The sequence below is a fragment of the Bacillus chungangensis genome (genome assembly GCF_030812995.1).
Lineage (GTDB): Bacteria > Bacillota > Bacilli > Bacillales > Bacillaceae_C > Bacillus_CF > Bacillus_CF chungangensis.
Genome location: NZ_JAUSTT010000013.1, coordinates 102,950 through 119,500 on the forward strand (window position 1 = coordinate 102,950; position 16,551 = coordinate 119,500).

The following is a 16,551-nucleotide window of genomic DNA, read 5'->3' on the forward strand; positions in this document are numbered from 1 at the left end:
GCAATTTATCATGATTTCTTATAGAAAGTGATAAAATAGAAGGATAAACAGCTGAAAGGAGCTGACAATGTGTCAGACTCATTGGATTTATCACAGTTTGAAAAAAAGATGATCATTAGAAATTTAGAAGAGAAGGATATTGACACGATTATTCGAATGCAAGATATTTGTTTTCCTGGGATGGAGCCATGGGAAAAGAAGCATTTGGAAAGTCACTTAAACATTTTTCCCGAAGGACAGTTTGTCGCAGAATATGAAGGAAAGGTCATTGCTTCCTGTTCAAGCTTGATTATTAATTTTGATGAATATGATGATATGCACACGTGGGATGATGTGACAGATGATGGCTATATTACGAATCACAACCCAGATGGCTATAATTTATACGGAATTGAAGTGATGGTAGATCCTCAATACCGTCGTATGAAGATAGGCCAAAGATTATACGAGGCGCGAAAGGATCTTGCTCGGAAGCTAAATTTAAAAAGTATTATTATTGGGGGAAGAATCCCATATTATCATCGATATGAAAAGGATATGAGTGCAAGGGAATATGTGGAGGCAGTAAAACGCCATCAAATTTATGATCCTGTTCTTACTTTTCAATTGATAAATGATTTTAGACTTATTCGTATTAATCCTAATTATTTGCCAGATGATGTACAATCGAAAAAGTTTGCAACGTTAATGGAATGGAATAATATAGATTACGTTCCTATTAGTAAGCGGCATTTTAAGACAAGTTATCCAGTAAGAATTTGTGTCGTACAATATATGATGCGGCAAATCTCTTCTTTTGAGGATTTTGCCAACCAAGTGGAATACTTTACAGACGTAGCATCAAATGCAGATTCAGACTTTGTTGTTTTTCCAGAGATTATCACTTCTCAGCTTATGTCCTTTTTAGATGAAAAATCGCCTTCTTTAGCAATTAGAAAGTTGGCAAATTACACGGAACAGTATATCGAGCTTTTTACCGATTTAGCAATTCGCTACAACGTCAACATCATCGGCGGTTCTCATTTTGTAGAAGAAGGTGGAGAAATATTTAATATTTCTTACTTATTCCGTAGAGATGGCACAATAGAAAAACAATATAAAATTCATATTACGCCAAATGAACGAAAGTGGTGGGGAATTAGTGCCGGTGATGAAGTAAAAGTGTTTGATACAGATTGTGGCCTGATTGCCATTCAAATTTGTTATGATATTGAATTTCCTGAGTTAGCTCGCATTGCAGCAGAAAAAGGAGCGAAAATTATTTTTACTCCTTTCTGTACAGAGGATAGACAAGGATACTTGCGTGTTCGTTATTGTGCCCAAGCTCGTGCGATTGAAAATCAAATTTATACGGTTATTTCTGGAACTGTTGGCAATTTGCCGCAAGCAGAAAATATGGACATTCAATATGCCCAATCCGCTATTTTTTCACCATCTGATTTTGAATTTGCTCGTGACGGCATTGTTGGGGAGACGAATCCTAACATTGAAATGGCACATATTGGTGATGTAGATTTAGAAGTCTTGCGGCGCCAGCGGCAGAATGGGATTGTTCAACAGCTAAAAGACAGACGCAAAGACGTTTATGAAGTAAAATACAAAAAATAAACAGGAAAATCAAACGTCAAAGATTGTATGCTATGTTTTGTCATAAGGAAACGGACAATTAGCATGCAATCTTTCTATTTAAACTATTATTAGGCTGAAGAAATTAAGATGTGATACATATGTACAAAACAAAGAAAAAGAACCTGAAGTTTTGATATATAAAGAAATGAAATGCTGTGTTAGTGACTACATTTTACTGGAAAATCAAGCCCCTCATCTCGTTAAGTGAGAGGAATCAGAAGTGCTAGGTAGAGAACCTACAGGATAAGGAAAGCGATTGCCTTTGTTTCACTTCTTATTAGTGAAGGAAGCACTAATAGAAATTTACTTTATTGCTACTAAAAAGCTCAGCATTCAGACAAAAGTCGTAGAGGGAATTCCATCTTATTAAGAATGCTTCCCATGTGCTTTTTTTTTATAATGAAGAGAATAAGAACTAACAGAAGCCGGGTTAAATGTTGAAATATCAACATGAAACCATTTGCCAATTTATCCCACATCTAACTGGCAGTAAGACCCCCACCTCGGGGAGTAAAAGGAATCAGAAGCGCTAGGTGGTGGATAACTGAAAGTCAAATGTTCGATTGGTTCGGGCCGACAGGATAAGGAAAGCTTCTTGAATCAACATCGCACGAAGAAAAAGTGCTCTTCTTTTTCGAGGATGTCGGTCACAAAGGCGTTGCAACAGGACAAGGAAAGCTTCGACAGCGATACATCGCACGAAGAAAAGCGGTTTCCTTTTCGAGGACGTTGCGTCCTTAGCCTTTGTTCTACTTCCTATCAGTGGGGGATGAGAGAAAACCCCCACTCATGGAAGTTTCACTTTATTGAGAAATGTTTGTCATGATGGAGGGAGCATTCATTTGAAGAAGCAAGCACATTTACAAATTCTAAAAGAAATTGCCGAACTCTTAAATGAAGAAACAGAATTGTTGCCAATGGTGGAGGGCGTACTAAAAAAACTTCTAAAAGCAACTGGTTTCACTACTGGCTGGGTTTTTCTCTTACAAGAAAATGGAGGACATTATTTAGCAGCTGCCGAAAATTTACCGCCCGCATTAAGTATGAATCAATGCCAGTCTTTGAAGAAAGGAAATTGTTGGTGTGTCGACCGATTAAAAGATAATCGCTTAAAAAAGGCTACAAATATTATTGAATGCCGACGCATTGAAAAAGTATTAAAAAAAAATAGTGGAGAGGCGAATGGTATTATTTACCATGCGACAATCCCATTGCAGTCAGGCAATGAATTGTTTGGCTTATTAAACGTGGCTGCTCCATTTAAAGAAAAATTCACTGATGATGAGTTGGCTTTTTTGGAATCAATCGCTTTACAAATTGGCTCTGCAATCAAACGAATTCGGCTTACAAAAAGAGAACAGGAAATAGCGCTTGTGGAAGAACGAAATCGTCTTGCACGGGATTTGCATGATGCGGTTAATCAATTATTGTTCTCGCTAACATTAACTGCAAGAGGCGGCTATGAAATGTCTCCAGATCCTATTGTGAAGAAAACATTTAACTCAATACAGGAAATGGCTCAAGATGCTTTGACGGAAATGCGCGCACTAATTTGGCAGCTGCGACCCCATGGTTTAGAAAAAGGATTAATCGAAGCAATTAAAGGTTATGGCGAGATGCTTGGATTACGTGTTCATGTAAGTTTGCAAGGCGTGATTTCACTGCCATCGCTTGTGGAAGAAACGCTATGGCGCATTAGCCAGGAAGCATTAAACAACTGTAAGAAACATGCTGGAGTGTCAGAGATTTTTCTGGAGCTTCAAGTATTCAAGCATCAAGTAGCTTTTACAATAAGAGATCATGGCATTGGATTTTTTTATGATGATAGCAAAAAACTTCCAACTGTCGGGGTTGAAAGCATGAAAGAGCGTACTGAAGCGATGAATGGAACGTTTATGCTCAAGAGCAAGCCTAAAGAAGGTACGGTTATTCATGTTATACTCCCTTACTAAACCGTATAAGGAATGTAAATCTGGCTCTCAGCTAAAATGAAGGAGGAAGAGACATGGCGATACGTGTGTTAATTGCAGATGACCATCATATTGTTCGTAGAGGATTAACCTTCTTTTTGCAAACCCAAAAAGACATTGAAATAGCTGGGGAAGCGAGTAATGGAAAAGAAGCGATACAGCTAGTGGAACGTTTGCAGCCAGATGTTGTTTTAATGGATTTGATTATGCCAATAATGGATGGCATAGAGGCGACAAGGCGCATTAAATTAAGGTTTCCAGACGTGCATATTATGATGTTGACAAGTTTTTCGGATAAAGACCATGTGATTCCAGCTATTGAAGCTGGAGCTGCTGGATATCAATTAAAGGATATTGAACCGGATGAATTGGTAGAATCTATTCGCAAGCTTGTTCATGGTGAAAATACACTGCATCCGAAAGCAACCAATCACTTATTAACGAGAATCAATCAAAACGAGGGTAAAGAGCTTCATTTGCAATTAACGAAGAGAGAGCATGATGTCTTAAAAGAAATAGCAAGTGGAAAAAGCAATAAAGAAATTGCTGCAGCTCTTTATATAACAGAAAAAACAGTCAAAACGCACGTATCTAATATTTTTTCAAAACTAGAGGTTGCTGATCGAACGCAAGCAGCATTATATGCGGTGAAACATGGTTTGCAAAAATAAAAGAAGCAATGGGAAAATTATCCCATTGCTATTTTGGCTTCTCATCTGTTCTTTACAGCAAGTGTTTAACTGCTTTTTTAGAACATTTGCTCCATATGATTAGCGGTTAACATCATGTCATTCGCATGCTCTACATAACGCAGCAAAGAGTAAAGCTTTCGTTCGATTACTGACAAATCATTTGAAAAATGATAAGCAGAGAGCAAGTCTTCTATCTTTTTTGAAAGCAAGTCATCCTTTGTTCGCACCATGAGAACTAATAAATCATCCCATTGGGAGCGATGTGCATAATATAAAGCACGATCATAATCCACTCTCTCCAATCGAAGCCCTCCTCCTGAAAAGAGGTATGTTTATTGTATGTCTGTTATTTCATAAAGTTGCACTGTAAAAGTTGCCTATTTATGATTTTTTTACGGATTTAAAAAACGCTGAAGGTGATTAGCCATCAGCGTGCATTTTTGGAATAATAAAGCAGATAAAAAAGACGACACTAGCTGAAAAATATAATCCAATAGTTAAAATTAACCAAGATAGCACAAAATCAATATTTGTATTGTTTTTTACACTTAGAAAATAGGCAATGGTAAAAACAACAGCAGTAATAATTGTGGCAAGCAGCGGCATATTTTTCTTTGGATCATTTGTCTTATGATATTTTTTTGTTAAAATCGTACCAAAGGTTGCTGCCAAAATGACGATTACGAAAGCTGCAATCATCATAAAAATACCGTCAGCCATATTTATTTGCTCCAATACTTATATTTCCCGATTGACTCACCTATCATATCCAGCCTTGCCAGCATTAGTCTAAATTGAAAAATTTACGTGCTTTTTCAAGGTATATCATGTCTTCTTCTAGCAGTTCATCTTCGATATAAATCGCTTCAACAGGACAAGCAGCTTCACAAGCTCCGCAATCAATGCAGATATCGGGATTGATAAAAAACTGATCTTCTCCTTCTTCAATACAGTCAACAGGACAAACCTCTACACAGTCTGCTGCTTTTTCCCCTTCACACGGGGAGGTAATCACAAACGCCATTGAAAACAACCACCTTTAAGAAAAAATTTATATTTTGAGGATACTGAGCAGTCCTCTCTAATGTTAACAAAAATACGAACCATCATTACTACAACTTTAGGCTGAAATGGTCGTGAGATGACACAGATAGGGTAAAATACTCATCTACTTAACCTTACCACATCTCTTGTATTTTAACACATGATATTCAATTTTTCATGATTTTTCAACTATCTACATAGACTGTTTTAAAAGAAAAAAGGGGAGCTGTCAAGTGAATCATATGCCAGATAAACAGTTAGCATACGCTATCTCAGAAATAACAGAAATTGCTAGTGGATTTGGACTGGACTTTTATCCAATGCGCTATGAAATTTGCCCTGCTGAAATTATATATACATTCGGAGCTTATGGGATGCCGACGCGATTTTCTCATTGGAGTTTTGGAAAGCAATTTTTTAAAATGAAAACTCACTACGATTTAGGATTAAGTAAAATATACGAATTAGTGATCAATTCTAATCCTTGCTATGCTTTTTTACTTGATACGAACTCTTTGATTCAAAACAAATTAATTGTCGCACATGTTTTGGCACACTGTGATTTTTTCAAAAATAATGTAAGATTTCAGAATACAAAACGTGATATGGTCGAAAGTATGGCAGCAACGGCCGAAAGAATTCGCTCTTACGAAATGTCCTATGGAAAAAAGGAAGTAGAGCGTTTTTTAGATGCTGTCTTGTCGATTGAAGAACATATTGATCCTTCTTTGATGAGATCTCAGCTAAATTGGGATATGAACGAGGAGGAAGAATGGGAGCAGGAGAAACAAAAAGCAGCTACCCCATATGATGACCTTTGGAGTTTAGATAAAAAGAAGGAAAAGCCTGTGGAAAAAAAGAAAAAGCCTTTTCCACCAGAACCTGAAAAAGATTTGGTGCTCTTTATTGAACAATATAGCAGGGAACTTACTGATTGGCAGCGTGACATTATGACAATGATTCGTGAAGAAATGCTCTATTTTTGGCCACAGTTAGAGACGAAAGTAATGAACGAGGGCTGGGCATCATTTTGGCATCAACGAATTCTTCGGGAGCTGGATTTAACAAGTGATGAAGCAATTGAATTTGCTAAGTTAAATGCAGAAGTGGTTCAGCCTTCACGCACAAGTCTCAATCCATACTATCTTGGCGTGAAAATCTTTGAAGATATAGAAGAACGCTGGAATAACCCTACAGATAAAATGAAAGAAAGAGGAATAAAGCCACAATCTGGCCAAGAAAAAATATTTGAAGTGCGAGAAATGGAATCAGATATTTCTTTCATGCGCAATTATCTTACGAAGGAATTGGTGCTCCAAGAAGATATGTATTTATTTCAAAAACAAGGCCGTGATTATAAGGTAGTTGATAAGGATTGGAAGGCTATTCGTGATCAGCTTGTAAGTTCACGTGTCAATGGTGGATTCCCTTATATAACCGTAAATGATGGTGATTATAACAAAAATGGAGAGCTTTATTTAAAGCATGTTTTTGAAGGTATTGAACTTGATTTAACATATTTGGAGAAGGTACTTCCATATATATATCAACTTTGGGGAAGAATTGTTCATTTAGAGACAGTTGTAGAAAAGAAAAGGATGTTGTTTACTTATAATGGCAAGAGTGTACAAAGAAAATACTTACATGAATAAATACACTTTTCACCAGTGGCAACAGAAACGCCGCTGGATTTTTTAATGAGCGCAAAACTCACTCAGTTACAAAAGAACAAGAGAAATAAACAATGAATATTTAGATTAATAATAAGAATTGCTGTTTGAATAAGTTGAAACAAAAATTGTTCATTCATTTGGAAGTGAAGAAACCCGCATAAAAAGTGAGGAGAAAATACGCACAAAAATGGAAACAGATGATCACCTGGATTTCGTTTAGGAACTACTTGTCTCTTAGGTTTTCGAAATTTGAATGAAAATTCATCCATACATCATATAAGTGCATTTTAAATCCATCATAGTAAACATTAGTAAGCAAAGTTCTTCCCGCTTAGGAAATTCCTTTGCTTTTGTGAATGGAATATTGGCTTTATCAGAAGAAGATCGAAAATTGACGATAGCCAATGCTAAGTGGTAAAATAGGGAAGCCATTTTGTATTCAATAATAAGAATGAAAGCCAACCTAAGTATTTTTTAATAATGAAGGAAATAATTATTTATGGTAACATTCAAAAGTTTTTATTGTTTGCAAATAAAAGGTGATTGGCAACTTCGTTATCGTACATTGGCCAAATTTTTTTATTCAATGATTTTTCCGATCTTACATTTAGCTTTTCTATAAATGGACGAGAGAAGAACCTATTGTTAATGTTGTCAGACTATTAAAAATGATAAATATGAACCATTTCTTTTGGATAAAAAGCGATATAAAACTCTTAATCTATCTTTTTAATAAGGATCAGACTAGTAAATGCAGCACGATTTATAAATAGATGGCGAGAAGATCAATGCCTATATATATAAATCAACCGATAACAGCAATGAGACTTACTACTATACATAGAGGGTGATTTTTATTCAACTAGTTATGTTTTTAAAAGAATTTATTAAACATCCACGATATACTGGAGCAATTGCTCCAAGCTCGCCAAAATTAGCAAAAGAAATGGTTAGCCAAATCGATTTTCAAACTGCAAAATGTATCGTAGAACTTGGCCCTGGCACTGGGGTTTTTACAAAAGAAATGATGAAGAATAAAAAGAGCGAAACACAAGTTATTTTAGTAGAGATTAACGAAATTTTCGCTAAAGATTTACAGAGAGAATATGCAAATGAACCAAACGTTCATGTGATTGAAGGTTCTGCTGAAAATTTGCAAGCATTATTAGAAGAGCTGCATATTAAATCTGTTGATTGCATTATTTCTGGTTTGCCCTTTACTTCCCTCCCAAGTGAAGTCTCTTCTCGAATTCTTACAAATATAAAGAATGTATTATTAGGTAAATTTATTACATTTCAATATTCACTTGTGAAAAAGGCATTCTTTCAAGCGGTTTTCACAAAAACGAAATGTAGAAAAATTTGGTTGAATATTCCACCTGCATATGTGTTTATATGTGAGAAATAAGAGATACTTCCACATTAGTCATTAAAATCGATTTATCCCACATCTAACTGGCAGTAATACCCCCACCTCAAGAGTAAGAAGGAATCAGAAGCGCTAGGTGGGGGATAACTGAAAGTCAAATGTCCGATTGGTTCAACTAACCATCAGTGGGGGATAAGAAAAAACCCCCACTGATGGAAGTTTCACTTTATCATTGTTGCATTTGTTTAGATTGTCGACTTTTTTAATGTTTGCTTTATTTTTTCCATTAGTGTTGCAATTTTTGTTGTTTAACATTACTCCGACTTTCTTGCAGTTTAGTGATCAGATACGTTATTATTTCGTTAAGGAAACATTATTTCTTTAATGCAATTTTAATGCTCGGTATTTATCGTCATCACTTTAACAAATAAAGGAGATGGAAAGGAAATGAAGCTTGTCCTAATAAGGCATGGTGAAAGTCAATGGAACTTAGAAAATCGATTTACTGGGTGGACAGATGTAGATTTAACAGATAAAGGGATAGAAGAAGCAAAAGTAGCAGGGAAAATCTTAAAGGAAGCTGGTTATGCATTTGATGCAGCATTTACTTCTGTATTGAAAAGAGCAAATAAAACATTGTATTATGTGCTAGATGAAATGGATTTATTATGGATTCCTGTTCATAAGACATGGAAGCTAAATGAAAGGCATTACGGAGCACTGCAAGGATTGAATAAAACTGAAACTGCAAAGCAATATGGTGAGGAACAAGTAAAGATTTGGCGAAGAAGCTATGATGTTCCTCCTACTCCATTAAATAAGGATGATGAAAGATATCCTGGGAATGACCCGAGGTACAAGCAGTTGAAGGATGAAGAGCTGCCATTAGGAGAAAGCTTAAAAGATACGATAGCGAGAGTTGTTCCTTGTTGGAAAAATGACATTGTTCCCCTTCTCCAAAAAGGAAAAAAGGTCGTAATTGTTGCTCACGGCAATAGCTTGCGAGCGCTGGTAAAATATTTAGAAAACATGAGCAGCGAAGCAATTTTGGAACTTAATATTCCTACAGGTGTTCCTTTAGTCTATGAATTAAATGAAATATTGCAACCAGTTAAAAAGTATTATTTAGGAGACGAAGCGGCAATTCAACAGAAAATGACACAGGTTGCAAACCAAGGTAAATGAATACAGTATGCTAAAATAAAGGCGGGAAGTGTGTTGAACGTTAAAAACGTTTTCTCACATCTCGCTTTTATGATAAATCTGTCATTCATTTGATGGCAGAAATATGGATAGTTTTATTAGCAATCAACATCCTACGAAGAGAAGTGCCTTCCTTTATTAAATGTTAGTCACAAAAGTGTTAGGAACTTCGTCGACGAACATGATAAGTTTTCAATGATTCGTCTAATGTAGAACAAGACGTAAGTTAAATTCAATACACTTCGACAGCAATGCTTCACATAAAGAAAAAGTGGCTTTCTTTTTTGAGGACGTTGTATGTTTATCTTAAGGTCCTCTAATACGTAGGGGGATGATAGAAACCCCCATTTAAAAGTATGATTTTATTTTATTGTAAAGGTGGGGGGTGTTTTGCGTCCAATCATATTAGGAATTTGTGCTGCTTTCTTTTTTGCATTTACCTTTATTTTAAATCGTTCTATGGAGCTTGCAGGCGGAAGCTGGATTTGGAGTGCTTCGCTTCGTTATTTTTTTATGATTCCTTTTTTGTTTATCATTGTAGCGGCAAGAAAAAATGTCACCCCACTTGTAAAAGCAATGAAGCAGCATCCGGCCACATGGATATTGTGGAGTTTCATTGGCTTTGGGCTTTTTTATGCACCATTAAGTTTTGCGGCGGCATATGGTCGAGGCTGGCTGATTGCAGGAACATGGCAAGTAACCATTATCTCTGGTTCGTTATTGGCGCCTCTTTTTTATGAATCCGTGCCAACGAAGAATGGTTTCCGTAAAATAAGGGGGAAAATACCTCTTCGCGGCTTACTATTTTCTATGCTTATTTTACTTGGAGTACTTTTGCTGCAACTGGAACAGGCAAAGCAATTATCAATCAAGTATGCATTGCTCAGTGTTTTCCCTGTTCTCCTTGCTTCTTTTGCATATCCGCTTGGAAATCGAAAAATGATGCAGCTCTGCAAAGGCAAGTTGGATGTATATCAACGTGTATTAGGGATGACGCTAGCAAGCATTCCGTTTTGGCTCTTACTTTCCTTTTATGGTGTTGTAACAGTAGGATTTCCGAGTGGTAATCAAATCTTTCAATCTTTACTTGTCGCTATTACCTCAGGTGTTATTGCAACGGTATTGTTTTTTCAAGCAACGGAATTGGTAAAAGACAATATGCAGCAATTAGCAGCTGTAGAAGCAACTCAATCGATAGAAATTCTTTTCACTCTAGCTGGTGAAATGCTCGTGCTTCATGCCCCGTTTCCAACTACGTTTTCTTGGGTGGGAATCAGCTTAGTTATTATCGGAATGATGTTGCATAGTTATGTGTCGAGAGTAAAAAAACTCACTTTTAGGCGCCATCTTGATTTGTAAAGATGTAGATAAGAAGAAAGAGTGGATGACAATGTATATTTATCAGCAAGCGGAAATAAAAAAAATTGATGAAATTGCTATGATGAATGGACTCTCCTATTTTTCATTAATGGAAAATGCAGGGAAGGGATTGTATCAAACACTCCTATCCTATATTCATAAAGAAGAGAAAATACTCGTATTAGCCGGCAGAGGAAATAATGGTGGAGACGGTGTTGTGTTGGCGCGCTATTTACAAATAAATGGCTATGATGTTAGTTTAGTTTTTCCTATTGGACCGCCGAAAACAGAAGCTGCGAAACAACATTTGTCGCTCTATAAACAGCACGGTTTTTCTTTATCTGTGTGGAATCCCGAGGAACATTATGATGTGATTGTTGATAGTTTGTTAGGTGTTGGCATGAAGCTTCCTTTAAAAGAGGAGATTCGAAAAGTAATTGTATGGGCAAATGGAAAAAAGGCGAGACGGATTGCCGTTGACCTACCAACCGGTGTGCAGGCTGATAATGGAAAAGTAGAGACAGCATTTAAAGCAGATGCAACATTTTTTTTACATGGTGCAAAGCCTGCTGCTTTTTTGCTGCCATCTAGTGTTTATTTTGGTCAGACAAGTGTTATAGATATTGGAATTCCACAGACGGGCAATGCGCATGTATGGACGTTAGAAAAGGTGCAGAACGCATGGCCAAGGCGAACAGCTGCTTCTCATAAAGGAACATTTGGTACAGGCTTGATTATAGCAGGAAGTGATGAAATGCCTGGCAGTGCAATATTAAGTGGAATCGGTGCTCTTCGTTCAGGAATTGGAAAGTTAATGATTGGGACAAGTGCATATTGTGGCGCCATTATTGCTGGGCGTATTCCAGAAGCAACTTATCTTTTTGATGGTTTAGAGAAGGTAGCAAAAGGGAAGGTTCCAAATAAGCTAGCAGCTGTTGGAATTGGCCCCGGACTTCAGGATAAAACAAATATCAATCAGGCATTGTCTGTATTGCTAGAACACAATATTCCACTTGTAATCGATGCTGGTGCGCTGCTTGAGAAGGCATGGAAAACAAGCAGCTCACTCCAACGAAAGGCGCCAATTGTTCTTACTCCTCACCCAGGAGAGTTTAGTCGCTTGACAGGTGTATCCATTCAAGAAATAGCTGAAAATCGTATAGAATTGGCAAAACAGTTTGCAAAAAGGGAGCAGGTGATTGTCGTTCTAAAAGGCCAGTATACTGTCATTGCCTTTCCTGATGGCGAGATTATCGTCAATCCGACCGGAAATTCAGCCTTAGCTAAGGGAGGAAGCGGAGATGTGTTGTTGGGAATGATTGTTGCTATGCTAGCAACCCACCATTGTCCACGATCAGCAATAGCCAATGCTGTGTTTATTCATGGTTTATGTGGAGATGAGTATACTGCACATGCCAGCGATGCTAGCATGGTAGCAAGTGATATGGAACGTTTATTGCCAGCAGTCCTAAATCGTATTTAGTGGTCAAGAATATTATAACTGGATTTTCGAAAAGAATTCTCCCATTTCTAAGAAGGGCATAGCCCAATGAAAGTGGGTGAGTAGTTCACGTTATTCTCTCATACTGTAATAACTTCATGCATTGCACGTTTGGAATCATAGCCATCAGTAAGGATCATTCCCTTACTGATGGTCTCTCACTGTACTAAAGGTTAGTTTATTACGATTTAAACTATGTTTCTGATTAGCTTCTAAAGTAGATGGAATGGTTCATTTAGAAGATCAATTTAGTAAAGCATTAGCGACAGCAGGAGGTAAAAGGAGAATAGGTTTTTTATCCTCTAAAAATTCTAAAAATGGAAAATAAAATGTAGAAGTATCCGATGATAAGGTCCTTACTAGTTGTCGGATTTTAAGCTGTAGATGGTAACTTCAGTTTTTTTACTGTCATTGTGTACATAGCTTCGAAAACAACGAACGATCCCACGTTTTTACTTCGCATACTTTAATTCACGTATGACACCTTCTTGTTCAATAGAACGCAGTGCTAAAATTTGCAGAGATTTTTCTTGACGTTTTTGACTTGAGGTTAGTTCATTTATTTGTTCAGTGTTTTCAGCTACTTGTTTATATATAACATTTAATTTCTCTTCGATACTTTGAAGTTCCTGTTTCGTAGCCATATTCTCTTCGATGCTTTGAAGTTCCTGTTTCGTAGCCATATTTTCTTCGATGCTTAGAAGTTCCTGTTTCGTAGCCATATTCACTTCGATATTTCGAAGTTTTGTCTCCATTTTCTCTTCGATGCTATTGAGTTCCTGCTTCATATTTTTTTCAAGGGTCTGTATCTGTTGGAACAATTTTTGGAACATTACTTCATTCATTGTTGCTTTCACCTCCTCATTGTTTGCTGATGTATAAAAATGAAGATGAACTTAGGGCTTGTTCATTTTCACTCTAGCTTTTATTATATACGAACTTACGCTTAATTTGTATAACAATCTTTATAGAGAAGACTCCCACTTAAAAAAGTTAACATAAGTGGGAGTCGAATTGCTGAAGTTAACCGTTCAGAGTTGAAGATATTTTCTGACAGCAATCAGTTAATTAATTTTTCGCGTACTTTCCCAAAATTGATTGCGTAATTGGACTTTTTGAATTTTTCCTGAAGCGGTTTTTGGTAATTCATCTACAAAACTTACTGACGTCGGTGCTTTGAAATGAGCAACACGTTCCCTCGTAAATTGAATAAGTTCTTCCTCAGTTACTGATTTACCTTCTGACACTACAACAATTGCATGGGGAGTTTCGCCCCACTTTTCATGAGGGATAGCAACGATAGCCGCTTCCATTACCGCAGGATGTTCGTATAGAATCCCTTCCACTTCAATCGAGGAAATGTTTTCTCCACCACTAATAATAATGTCTTTTTTTCGGTCTACGATTTCGATATTTCCATATTCATCAATTGTTCCCATATCGCCAGTATACATCCAGCCATTGCGAATTGCTGCCATTGTAGCGTCTTTATTTTTCCAGTAGCCATCCATTACACCGTTATGGCGCGTGATAATTTCTCCGATTTCTTTGCCATCAGGCTTCACTTCTTCCCCATTTTCAGTGACAACTTTTACTTCGCAGCCAATCATAGGATAGCCTGCTTTTGCCTTTATCTCATATTGGATTTTTTCTGGTAAATGTTGATGATGAACTCGGATTTGTGATGTCGTAAATAACGGCGATGTTTCGGTCATTCCATATACTTGAATAAATTCCCATCCAAGATCCTTTTCCACCCTTGAAACAAAAGACGGCGGCGGTGCTGAACCAGCGATAACGACTCGAATCTTCTGTTTAAGATTTAGTTGATGTTGATCATGATATTGAAGCAACGCATTAAGCACGGTAGGCGCCATATGCATAATGGAGACATCATGCTGTTGAATTTTATCGAAAATGGTTTCCGGCTTTACTTTCCTTAATGTCACGTGAGTTGCACCATTTGCTGTATAGTAAAATGGTGAGCCCCAGCCATTTACGTGAAACATAGGAAGGATGTGCAGCAAAACATCTCGATCACTTACATGTAAATGATGCATTGTCCAAAGAGCATGTAAATAGTTGCTGCGATGTGAAAGCATCACTCCTTTTGGATCTCCTGTTGTTCCGCTCGTGTAAAGGAGTGTAGCTAAGTCTGTTTCATCCAACTCTGTACGTGAAAATAAATGATGAGAAAATGTTGAAAGCCATGATTCATAATCAATATCATTGTTATAGAGATCGATTTTATTTCCGCCATGAACAATAATTTTTCGAACAGTCTTTAATTGCTGCCGGATTGGTTGAATGAATGAATACAATTCATAATCTACGAAAAGTAAACTGCTTTCACTATGGTTTAAAATAAATAGATAGTCTTCAGGCATTAGGCGGACATTCAATGGCACCATAACAGCACCTAATTGAAAAACACCATAAAAACCTTCCAACATTTCCATTGTATTAGGCGCAAGATAGGCTATCCTGTCTCCTTTTTGAATATCTAGACTGTTTAAACCATTGGCAAGACGGTTAACCCGGTCATGTAAATCAGCATAGGAAACAATCCTATTATCATCAATCACAGCGGTTTTTGTTCCATACAACTTAACAGCTCGATCGAGGAATTGGGTTAAAACAAGAGGAACATACATGCTATCTCCACCTTTTAAGAATTTTATAAATATTCAACTATATGGAATATAATAGCATGAGAAACGCTAATATGTAACCGCTTTCTATAAATAATGGGAATATTAAGTCGTTTTTTTATAGCCGAATCATTCGAATTAATAAGAAGCATACTCCATGAGAAAAGGGTGTAAAACTAAAAAGTACGAGATAAAACAGTGTAGGAAGTCTATCACCATAATGAAATGAGTAATTTTCAAATTAAAAAGTTAGGATTCTCTCCTAACTTTACCCCCTTAAGAGACTTCGATAGGTAAAAATAGAATTCGGGTCAAAGCGAGTTTACGTACTTTTGAAAATATGCCCTTTCTTTTTTTAAAAATAGAACAATATCATAGGAGCACTGCCGTTCCTTAAGTAGTAAAAAATTTGTATATTATAAGAAGATGTCAGTTTTTTGAGATTTTTGACATCTTACATCTTTATCATTCCATCATGATGTAGCTAAATTCAGAAATAAAAAAAGTATTACGAAGAATATAGTATTGACCATATATCCTTAGTTATTTTCTTACTTGATTATGACAAAAACAAGCATAAGAAAGGGGATGATTTAGTAAATGGTGAAAATATTTATCGATGCTGGACACGGGGGCACTGACTCAGGAGCAATTGGAAATGGACTGCAAGAAAAAAATGTGACACTCCAAATCGCTAATCGTGTTCGTGATATGTTGCAAAGCGAATACCAAAATGTATCGGTTAAAATGAGTCGTACAGGCGATCAAACACTATCGCTAAAACAGCGCACAGATATGGCAAACGCTTGGGGAGCAGACTTTTTCCTCTCTATTCATATCAATTCAGGTGGAGGAACCGGCTACGAGGATTATATATATGATAAACTTTCTGACAACTCGAAGACCGCTCAATTACGAAATGTCATCCATGAAGAGATTGTTAAACTGATTGGGATGAGAAATCGCGGCAAGAAAAAAGCAAACTTCCATGTGTTACGTGAATCTAAAATGGACGCGCTTTTAACAGAGAATGGGTTTGTTGATAATGCTAGTGATGCAGCCTTAATGAAAAATAGTACGTGGCTAGACAATGCTGCTCGTGGCCATGTCAATGGCTTGGCTAGGGCGCTTGGTCTCCAAAAGAAAATTGGAGGGAATCCAAAACAATCACAGCAAGAGGAGGTTACAATCATTTATCACGATCAAAGTATACAAGGTCTGTTGATCGATAGTATTTCTTATGTACCAGTTCGTGAGTTTGGCGAGCTAGTAGGAGCAACCGTTCATTGGGATGGTAAATCAGCATACCTAAACAATCAAAAAATAGATGGAAAGCTTATCAATCATCGAGTTTATTTGCCAGTCCGCGAGATTTCTGAGCGGTTAAGTTTAAAGGTAAGTTGGAATGATAAAACCAATACGGTTACAGTAAGTAAATAAAAATAGAGCTGATCGCTATT

The 16,551-nt window shown here is 36.8% G+C and carries 14 protein-coding genes and 1 pseudogene; 10 read left to right on the top strand and 5 right to left on the bottom strand.

The features are described 5' to 3' along the window. Positions 1-69: 69 nt before the first annotated feature. The 3 genes from J2S08_RS11965 to J2S08_RS11975 all read left to right on the top strand — a co-directional run bounded on the left by J2S08_RS11965 (position 70) and on the right by J2S08_RS11975 (position 4,270). On the top strand, positions 70-1,608 hold the full coding sequence (locus J2S08_RS11965; RefSeq protein WP_307229774.1) for a carbon-nitrogen hydrolase family protein: 1,539 nt from the start codon (positions 70-72) through the stop codon (positions 1,606-1,608). Positions 1,609-2,465: 857 nt separating this feature from the next. Beyond that, complete coding sequence (locus tag J2S08_RS11970; RefSeq protein WP_370875678.1) at positions 2,466-3,581, top strand: GAF domain-containing sensor histidine kinase; 1,116 nt, start codon at positions 2,466-2,468, stop codon at positions 3,579-3,581. Positions 3,582-3,634: 53 nt separating this feature from the next. Further along, entirely contained in the window at positions 3,635-4,270 is a 636-nt protein-coding gene (locus J2S08_RS11975) for a response regulator (RefSeq protein ID WP_307229778.1), read from the top strand. A 77-nt stretch (positions 4,271-4,347) separates the two neighbouring features. On the opposite strand, the gene J2S08_RS11980 is transcribed toward J2S08_RS11975, so the two are convergent. The 3 genes from J2S08_RS11980 to J2S08_RS11990 all read right to left on the bottom strand — a co-directional run bounded on the left by J2S08_RS11980 (position 4,348) and on the right by J2S08_RS11990 (position 5,315). Beyond that, positions 4,348-4,593 (bottom strand): YhdB family protein, encoded by a 246-nt coding sequence (locus J2S08_RS11980; protein WP_307229779.1) that lies wholly within the window; start codon positions 4,591-4,593, stop codon positions 4,348-4,350. A 118-nt stretch (positions 4,594-4,711) separates the two neighbouring features. Next, positions 4,712-5,026 carry a hypothetical protein gene (locus tag J2S08_RS11985; RefSeq protein WP_307229781.1) on the bottom strand — a complete coding sequence of 105 codons (315 nt, stop codon included), beginning with the start codon at positions 5,024-5,026 and terminating at the stop codon, positions 4,712-4,714. 49 nt (positions 5,027-5,075) lie between these two features. After that, on the bottom strand, positions 5,076-5,315 hold the full coding sequence (locus tag J2S08_RS11990) for an indolepyruvate ferredoxin oxidoreductase subunit alpha (RefSeq protein WP_307229783.1): 240 nt from the start codon (positions 5,313-5,315) through the stop codon (positions 5,076-5,078). Between the two features lie 262 nt (positions 5,316-5,577). Here J2S08_RS11990 and J2S08_RS11995 point away from each other — a divergent pair, with 262 nt between their 5' ends. The 5 genes from J2S08_RS11995 to J2S08_RS12015 all read left to right on the top strand — a co-directional run bounded on the left by J2S08_RS11995 (position 5,578) and on the right by J2S08_RS12015 (position 12,422). Continuing rightward, on the top strand, positions 5,578-6,987 hold the full coding sequence (locus tag J2S08_RS11995; RefSeq protein ID WP_307229830.1) for a SpoVR family protein: 1,410 nt from the start codon (positions 5,578-5,580) through the stop codon (positions 6,985-6,987). Between the two features lie 877 nt (positions 6,988-7,864). Then, on the top strand, positions 7,865-8,416 hold the full coding sequence (locus J2S08_RS12000) for a class I SAM-dependent methyltransferase (RefSeq protein ID WP_307229832.1): 552 nt from the start codon (positions 7,865-7,867) through the stop codon (positions 8,414-8,416). 408 nt (positions 8,417-8,824) lie between these two features. Beyond that, positions 8,825-9,562 carry a 2,3-diphosphoglycerate-dependent phosphoglycerate mutase gene (gpmA, locus tag J2S08_RS12005; protein ID WP_307229785.1) on the top strand — a complete coding sequence of 246 codons (738 nt, stop codon included), beginning with the start codon at positions 8,825-8,827 and terminating at the stop codon, positions 9,560-9,562. Positions 9,563-9,970: 408 nt separating this feature from the next. Then, a complete protein-coding gene (locus J2S08_RS12010; protein ID WP_307229787.1) occupies positions 9,971-10,939 on the top strand; it encodes a DMT family transporter in 969 nt (322 codons plus the stop codon). A 25-nt stretch (positions 10,940-10,964) separates the two neighbouring features. Continuing rightward, positions 10,965-12,422: an NAD(P)H-hydrate dehydratase gene (locus J2S08_RS12015; protein WP_307229789.1), complete on the top strand. Its 1,458-nt coding sequence runs from the start codon at positions 10,965-10,967 to the stop codon at positions 12,420-12,422. Positions 12,423-12,892: 470 nt separating this feature from the next. On the opposite strand, the gene J2S08_RS12020 is transcribed toward J2S08_RS12015, so the two are convergent. Further along, positions 12,893-13,285 (bottom strand): hypothetical protein, encoded by a 393-nt coding sequence (locus tag J2S08_RS12020; protein WP_307229791.1) that lies wholly within the window; start codon positions 13,283-13,285, stop codon positions 12,893-12,895. Positions 13,286-13,504: 219 nt separating this feature from the next. Continuing rightward, positions 13,505-15,094, bottom strand: a complete 1,590-nt coding sequence (locus J2S08_RS12025; RefSeq protein WP_307229793.1) for a long-chain-fatty-acid--CoA ligase — start codon at positions 15,092-15,094, stop codon at positions 13,505-13,507. 597 nt (positions 15,095-15,691) lie between these two features. Here J2S08_RS12025 and J2S08_RS12030 point away from each other — a divergent pair. Then, a pseudogene (locus J2S08_RS12030) lies at positions 15,692-16,237 on the top strand (N-acetylmuramoyl-L-alanine amidase family protein); the annotation flags it as partial. 75 nt (positions 16,238-16,312) lie between these two features. Continuing rightward, positions 16,313-16,531 carry a copper amine oxidase N-terminal domain-containing protein gene (locus J2S08_RS12035; RefSeq protein WP_307229834.1) on the top strand — a complete coding sequence of 73 codons (219 nt, stop codon included), beginning with the start codon at positions 16,313-16,315 and terminating at the stop codon, positions 16,529-16,531. Positions 16,532-16,551: the final 20 nt, after the last annotated feature.

Excerpts from the sequence above, each read along its gene's own strand:
- J2S08_RS11975 (WP_307229778.1), top strand. The coding sequence starts at position 3,635 with ATGGCGATACGTGTGTTAATTGCAGATGACCATCATATTGTTCGTAGA.
- J2S08_RS11990 (WP_307229783.1), bottom strand. The coding sequence starts at position 5,315 with ATGGCGTTTGTGATTACCTCCCCGTGTGAAGGGGAAAAAGCAGCAGAC.
- J2S08_RS11995 (WP_307229830.1), top strand. The coding sequence starts at position 5,578 with ATGCCAGATAAACAGTTAGCATACGCTATCTCAGAAATAACAGAAATT.
- gpmA (WP_307229785.1), top strand. The coding sequence starts at position 8,825 with ATGAAGCTTGTCCTAATAAGGCATGGTGAAAGTCAATGGAACTTAGAA.
- J2S08_RS12015 (WP_307229789.1), top strand. The coding sequence starts at position 10,965 with ATGACAATGTATATTTATCAGCAAGCGGAAATAAAAAAAATTGATGAA.
- J2S08_RS12020 (WP_307229791.1), bottom strand. The coding sequence starts at position 13,285 with ATGAATGAAGTAATGTTCCAAAAATTGTTCCAACAGATACAGACCCTT.
- J2S08_RS12025 (WP_307229793.1), bottom strand. The coding sequence starts at position 15,094 with ATGTATGTTCCTCTTGTTTTAACCCAATTCCTCGATCGAGCTGTTAAG.